This window comes from Oculatella sp. FACHB-28, from assembly GCF_014696015.1.
Lineage (GTDB): Bacteria > Cyanobacteriota > Cyanobacteriia > Elainellales > Elainellaceae > JAAUTN01.
Genome location: NZ_JACJPJ010000048.1, coordinates 67,908 through 73,907, shown reverse-complemented (window position 1 = coordinate 73,907; position 6,000 = coordinate 67,908). Strand labels below are relative to the sequence as shown.

The window sequence follows — 6,000 nt, the reverse complement described above, 5'->3', positions numbered from 1 at the left end:
ATCTTCTGGGAAGTAAACAAGTCTTGGTTCGTAGGTTGCTGCGCAACAATTCTGGTGCAGCGGATAGACTGGAAACACCCATGGTGTTGCAAAGGTATTGGAAACCGCTGACCGGAACCGTTAGAAAGCACCAATGAACGAATTCTTCCTTTCCGCACTGGCATTCGGATTGGCTGCGGGTCTCAAACCGGGGCCACTCGGTGTAATTGTAATTCAACAAGCTTTATCGAGAGGGCTTTTCGCCGGAGTCCGAGCAAGCCTTGCCCCATTGATTACCGATGGCCCAATCATCATCGCTGCACTTTGGTTTCTCTCGCAATTCAAGAGTATTGAACTATTTGCCGCTGCTCTAAGTCTGGTTGGAGGAGCTTATCTGCTTTGGCTATCCGCGAGGATGTTTCGCGTCAACAACATTTCGTTAACCGGAAAGCTCGAATCACAAAGCTCCCTCGCAACAGCAGTGAAGGTGAACCTTCTCAATCCGGGTCCCTATCTCTTTTGGTTCACGGTTGGCGGGAACTACATCATTCGTGGCTCTACCGCCGAGAGCGTTGTCTTCGTCGTAACCGCTATTGGAACCCTGATAGCTTCCAAGGTTGCTGTTGCCATTCTTGCCGTCCGCTTCTTTCCGTCCTTGGAGAGTCGTGGCTACCGCCTAACGATGAAATTACTTGCTGGCACCTTGGTCTGGTTTGGTCTCGTGTCCATTATGAGGGCAGCTGAACTTGGACTCCACTATGCCCGCGCTTTCTAACTCTTCATAGCAGCGGACAGCCAAAAAGCCTACGCTTTTGTCCGTCGCTGAACTCCAACGTTAGGACGGACTTGCTTGTTCCAGTCTTTGTCAACTGAGGTTAATCGCAGTAGAAACGTCAGCGCTCTTGCTCATTCTTCTTCAATCTCACCCTCAAAGGTCTGCTGTTTTGTTTGCTTCATCAGAATTGGTTCGTTCTATCAAGCCAGAGATGGAAGTGGAGGTGTTATCCTTTGCCAAAATTATTTCCTAATATCAACTTCCAGAAGCTAGAAACCCACTTTCGCGGCACAAACCGAGGCAGAGTAGCCAGAATGGGATTAACCAGACTGCCAGGAATCACGATCGGCTCTCGTTTTTCAAATGCTTTTAGGGCATCTCGTACAACAGTCTCAACCGGCATATCAATTTTTTCAGCTACGTTAACCAGGAACGATGGAAATCCCGCTTCTTTGAAGAACTTAATGCCCGCCGGTCCTGGGCAAACAGCTAGCACATGCACTCCGTAGCTGCGATTTTCTGCCCACAACGCTTCGCTAAAGCTGAGAATAAATGCTTTTGTTGCCGCGTAGATCGAGAAATAGGGCATAGACTGAAACGCAGCCACCGAAGACAAATTGATTATCCCTCCCGTTCGACGCTGCCGCATTCCAGCCAAGAAGCGATGGCTCAAATCCACAATTGTCGCAATATTAAGCTGCACCATTTTCAGCTGCAGGTCGCGATCGCTTTCGGCAAAATCACCGTAATCTCCAATCCCAGCATTGTTGACTAATAGGTCAATCGATCGTCCAAGTTGTTGCACAGTTTGAAAGATAGTTTCTGTCGCGTCTGGTGCTGTCAAATCCTGAACAATAATGTCTACTTGGATTTGATGTTGATGTTTGAGGGAATTGGCAAGTTCCTGTAACTTGTCCTGGGAACGAGCGACCAGCACAAGATCGGTTTGACGTGCTGCTAATTGTTGGGCAAATGCTGCACCAATGCCAGCAGAGGCTCCAGTAATCAAGGCTGTCGTCATGCAAACTTATCTCACTTTACTAAAGTAGATTCGGCTAAGTTCATAGTTTCTGCATCATTCCGAAGAACTATTACTACAGTAGACTTCCTGCGTGAATGGTAGCGCGGCTCCGCCGCGCTACCATTCACGCTTCAAAAAGTGATTCATGCAGGAGGTCTAGTAAACAAGGAAGTAGTAATACGGTAGCTGTGTCTAATGAACCGACCCATGATCTTGCTAAGTTGGTCGGTGGGGATGCAGCCTTGAAATTTCGGCTGAGCCAGCAACATCAGAAATTAGCTTTTCAGGTTGAGTTGACTCGCTGTCTTTTTTGTTTGGGCTAGGAAAGCATCAAGGAGTGGTTTGCCAAATTGCATCAAGGGTTGCACAATTTCTTCCCCCGCTGTTTCAGGTGTGCCTGCGTTAAAAGGTGGTTCAGGGGTGTACTCCATCATCAATTGAGCCATCTTTGCAACCTTCTCTCCACAAAGCAGCCCCAGCAGCGTTAAGCCAAAATCAATTCCTGATGTAACACCAGCCCCTGTGATGCGATCGCGGTCAACAACAACTCGTTGAGGCACAACTTCAACTCCCATCATTGCCAGCTGACCACGAAATGCCCAATGGCAGGTTGCTTTGTAGCCTTGCAGTAAACCAGTCGCTGCCAGGATCATTGAACCTGTGCATACACTCGTCACATATTGAGCAGATTTTGACTGCTGTTGCAGAAAGTCCAAAATTTCAACGTCTTTTATGATCTCGATTTGTCTCATACCGCCACCTGGCACGCAAATCACATCCAGAGGTGGGCAATCGGCAAGTGTTACGGTTGGCGTCAGGGTCAGACCTTCGTTGCTAAGGATAGGGGTCAGATTTTTCCAGACCAAATGCACTTGTGTATTGGGTGGAAAGGCTAAAACTTGGTAAGCTGCCATCACGTCAAGCTGAATTACACCCGGATAAACGAGAAAGCCAATTTGTAGTTGAGACATTGCCCTCAGTTGTTTAATAACGTCTGGTTGTGAAACGATTGTAGGGAAAGTCTGCTAACGCCAATAGTCCTCAAGTGGGTACACTTTTAGCCTATGCCTCGTTCTCTTTACCCTTTGTTTCAAGCGATCGCTACTGCACCAACTGAACAAGCCCTGCGGTTTAGGGTGATGGATAGTATCAGCGAATATTTTGGAGTGCAACGCTGGGGGATTTATCTTCTAGATGAAAATAACGGCTTAGCCAGTGTTGATGCAAGAGGGGTTTCAGATACGTTTGTTGAACAGTATCAAAAGTTTGGTAAATCTGTTGATCCAGTTTTGCAGTACGTTTTGCAGTACCATGCTCCGGCTCATGAAGAATTAGTTCTGCCCAAGGGAGCCTGGAAACAGAGTGAGTTGTACAAAAGATGCTGTTCTACCTATGATCATGAGCATATTATGACGGGTCCCATTGTTGGGCAAGGTCAGTTAGTTGGTACAGTAAACTTTGCTCGTATTGGTCATGTGCCTGCATTTAGTCAATTGGATCTGGCTAGTTTGGGAGCCGTTTGCACTCACCTTTCTGCACGTCTTGCTGAACTGCGGAAACAGCCCTGGAGTACAAATCCATCCGTCAAGTGTCTTACACCTAGAGAAGTTCAAATTGCTGATCTTGTTGCAAAAGGGCTGACCAATGCAGAAATTGGTGCGGAGTTATGGATCACTCAGAATTCTGTAAAACAAGCTCTAAAGCGTATGTTTCGGAAGTTAGAAGTTTCTGCTCGGACAGAAATGGTAGCGAAATTGCGTATGTGATAGGCTCCAACCATGGAGGCAGTTGAATAGAGCAAGATAGCAATTGTGATGTGTGATGCAGTAGACATCACAACACCCCTAGTTTTGAGTTCAAGGTTTTGCTGCCGCTCATTTAAACCATTCTGCTGGAAGTCGGCTTTTCTTCGCGCACAATTTTACAAATAGATTATATTGCTTCGTATGGATATGTGGGCACTTCACAAAGAAGATTGGGAAGCTCTTGAATCTTTAGAGGTTCCAAGGTGCGGTCGTAGATTGGATGTGGCAGGATTTGTCTTAGGCGATTCATTCGAGACGATTTTGCGGAACATCTCAGAAAATTACCTGAGTGCAGCATGGGCGCGCGTATCAGAATGTTTGAAGCAAAATCATATTTTTGCTAGTGATTTGACTTGGGGATGGATGCACCCTGGGGAAACAGGACTTCCTGACACGCTCGACACACCCGAAGCTTCCATCGTTATACCGACCAATTTCACAGGGTGGACAAGTTGCGAACTGTCAGAAATTTGGCGAACTGGAGAATGCAAACGCCTTGATGCACAGTTGAAGAATGGCGTCCCCTCAATCCGTTGCACAGCAACCTGGCGGTCACTCAAATGGAACATTGCGCCGCAGGACTATCAGTTAGCGTTGAAGCTCATTGAAGTGAATTGCACTGAAGAAGTATCAGATTGGCATCCCACCTATGTGTTACAAAACATTGATGAACCAATTGAACTCTGGCGGCAGATAGGAAGGTCCATACAGGATAATAATCAGCCGCAGGTTGATACTCTGTTAGAGGAAGCAAGACACTTATATACATCATTAGGATTTCGGATTCTCCTTCGAGGGTATAAAACGTACCTTTACAGCGGTGCTCATGAAGTCCAAATCGCTTTGCCAGATTTGGTGTAACGGCCAAAATTCCAAGACATCGCGTTGCAGCAGAACAGGTCACTCCACTCGGCTCATGTATTACGCCACTATCAGTACCGAATCATTCGTGATAGCACAAACATCACAATTGATGCCAGCCATGCACCTACCACAATGCTGAGAATGGCTACATCAAAACTACCCGTTGCTGCCACGATTGACCCTGGAATTAGAGAGCCACCCACCCCTCCCAACAACATAGATAAACCGTTATAAAGTCCTGTTCCTGCACCCATTTGATTGGCTGGCAAGATGCGTTGAATGATTGCGTATTCTTGAGCCGCATAAGCACTTTGACAAAACACTGCGGCGGCAAAAAACAGCACCAAAAGTTCTACTCTATTGGTAGTGGAAGCAATATAAACCATCCCACCTGCTATCAGAAAACCAACTCCGGCAAGTTTTGTCCTTTGCTGCAACTTGTCGCCTAGATAAGCCATCAGTGCAATGCCAGCGATTCCGGCTGAAAAAATTAAAGCAAGCGGCCATCCCAGTTGTGCAAAATCGATCGCCTTTGCACGATTAAAATACGTGGGCAACCAGTTCAATACACCAAAAGCACAAAAGGCATTGAGGCTACCTCCTACAACGGCAAGCCAGAATCGATGATCTCGACGATATTGAACCGACGGTCTTTGCTGACGCTGATCGTAAGCGGTCGTATCCACATCAGATTGGACTGAAGACGGCTCATCCGGCACTAGAAAGTAAACTAATGGAATCGAGAGCAGCATTCCAGCAACGCCCAAAACCGCAAAGGTAAAACGCCAACCCCAAACCTGAATCAACGGCACCACAATCAGCGGTGCGATCGCCGTAGACAGCAAAATGCCGCTTCCCCAAATCGCATTAGCACGCGATCGCTCCCCCGACGAAAACCATTGACTGATAATCGCACTCAACATCGGAATGTGAACCCCTTCTCCCAGTCCCAAAAGCAAACGTAGGACAATCAGAGCTGTAAAAGAGTATCCAAACGGTGCGCTCAAAATCGTAACGAGGGAGAAGGCTGCGATCGCTGCTATGACGCTTCGTTTTGCCCCAAATCGCTCTGCTAAAGGACTCAGCAACATGTTGGACAGAGCGTAGGATAAAAAGAAAGCAGCCAACAATAACTCGCCCTTTGAGCCTACTTCGCGATCGCTCCAATTAAAGTCTTGAGCAAGACGAGGTATCGCTAAAGACAGGTTATTGCGGTCTAAATAATTTACAAGAACTGTTACAGCAAGTACGGCAGGAATCTGCCAGCGAGTTTTGGAGTTAAGGGTTATGGGGGTTGGCATCAAAGGCTTTCTAGATCAACCTCCTCAGTTTACGGAGATGTATCCATTAGCACAAGGTAAAATCACCTGGACTCACATAGGAAGCATCTTGAAATCTGCTGGCATGGGTTATGAGAACATAGTTTCTTTACGAACTTATTTACCGAGCCCTGAGTATGATGAGCCTAACGTTCAATGGAGAATGAAATATTTGGGTAACAATGAACCTGCCTCAACTGTGATTTGTTGTCAGCTTCTGGAATCAAAGTGGAAGTT

At 46.8% G+C, this 6,000-nt stretch carries 6 protein-coding genes; 3 read left to right on the top strand and 3 right to left on the bottom strand.

The window, feature by feature from the left end; all coding sequences use genetic code 11:
* Positions 1–133 precede the first annotated feature (133 nt).
* Positions 134–754 (top strand): LysE family transporter, encoded by a 621-nt coding sequence (locus H6F88_RS09725; protein ID WP_190642552.1) that lies wholly within the window; start codon positions 134–136, stop codon positions 752–754.
* Positions 755–980: 226 nt separating this feature from the next.
* Here H6F88_RS09725 and H6F88_RS09720 read toward each other — a convergent pair whose 3' ends face one another.
* Positions 981–1,775, bottom strand: coding sequence for an SDR family oxidoreductase (locus H6F88_RS09720; RefSeq protein ID WP_190642551.1), 795 nt, complete (start codon positions 1,773–1,775; stop codon positions 981–983).
* Between the two features lie 275 nt (positions 1,776–2,050).
* The gene (locus H6F88_RS09715) at positions 2,051–2,746 is read right to left on the bottom strand and encodes a DJ-1/PfpI family protein (RefSeq protein ID WP_190642550.1); all 696 of its coding nucleotides are present in this window, start codon (positions 2,744–2,746) and stop codon (positions 2,051–2,053) included.
* Positions 2,747–2,839: 93 nt separating this feature from the next.
* Here H6F88_RS09715 and H6F88_RS09710 point away from each other — a divergent pair, with 93 nt between their 5' ends.
* Complete coding sequence (locus tag H6F88_RS09710) at positions 2,840–3,541, top strand: LuxR C-terminal-related transcriptional regulator (RefSeq protein WP_190642549.1); 702 nt, start codon at positions 2,840–2,842, stop codon at positions 3,539–3,541.
* A 255-nt stretch (positions 3,542–3,796) separates the two neighbouring features.
* Positions 3,797–4,441: a hypothetical protein gene (locus H6F88_RS09705; RefSeq protein ID WP_206756433.1), complete on the top strand. Its 645-nt coding sequence runs from the start codon at positions 3,797–3,799 to the stop codon at positions 4,439–4,441.
* 71 nt (positions 4,442–4,512) lie between these two features.
* On the opposite strand, the gene H6F88_RS09700 is transcribed toward H6F88_RS09705, so the two are convergent.
* Positions 4,513–5,745, bottom strand: coding sequence for an MFS transporter (locus tag H6F88_RS09700; protein ID WP_190642547.1), 1,233 nt, complete (start codon positions 5,743–5,745; stop codon positions 4,513–4,515).
* Positions 5,746–6,000: the final 255 nt, after the last annotated feature.

Coding starts and splice junctions, on each gene's coding strand:
- H6F88_RS09700 (WP_190642547.1), bottom strand. CDS start 5,745: ATGCCAACCCCCATAACCCTTAACTCCAAAACTCGCTGGCAGATTCCT.
- H6F88_RS09715 (WP_190642550.1), bottom strand. CDS start 2,746: ATGTCTCAACTACAAATTGGCTTTCTCGTTTATCCGGGTGTAATTCAG.
- H6F88_RS09710 (WP_190642549.1), top strand. CDS start 2,840: ATGCCTCGTTCTCTTTACCCTTTGTTTCAAGCGATCGCTACTGCACCA.
- H6F88_RS09720 (WP_190642551.1), bottom strand. CDS start 1,775: ATGACGACAGCCTTGATTACTGGAGCCTCTGCTGGCATTGGTGCAGCA.
- H6F88_RS09725 (WP_190642552.1), top strand. CDS start 134: ATGAACGAATTCTTCCTTTCCGCACTGGCATTCGGATTGGCTGCGGGT.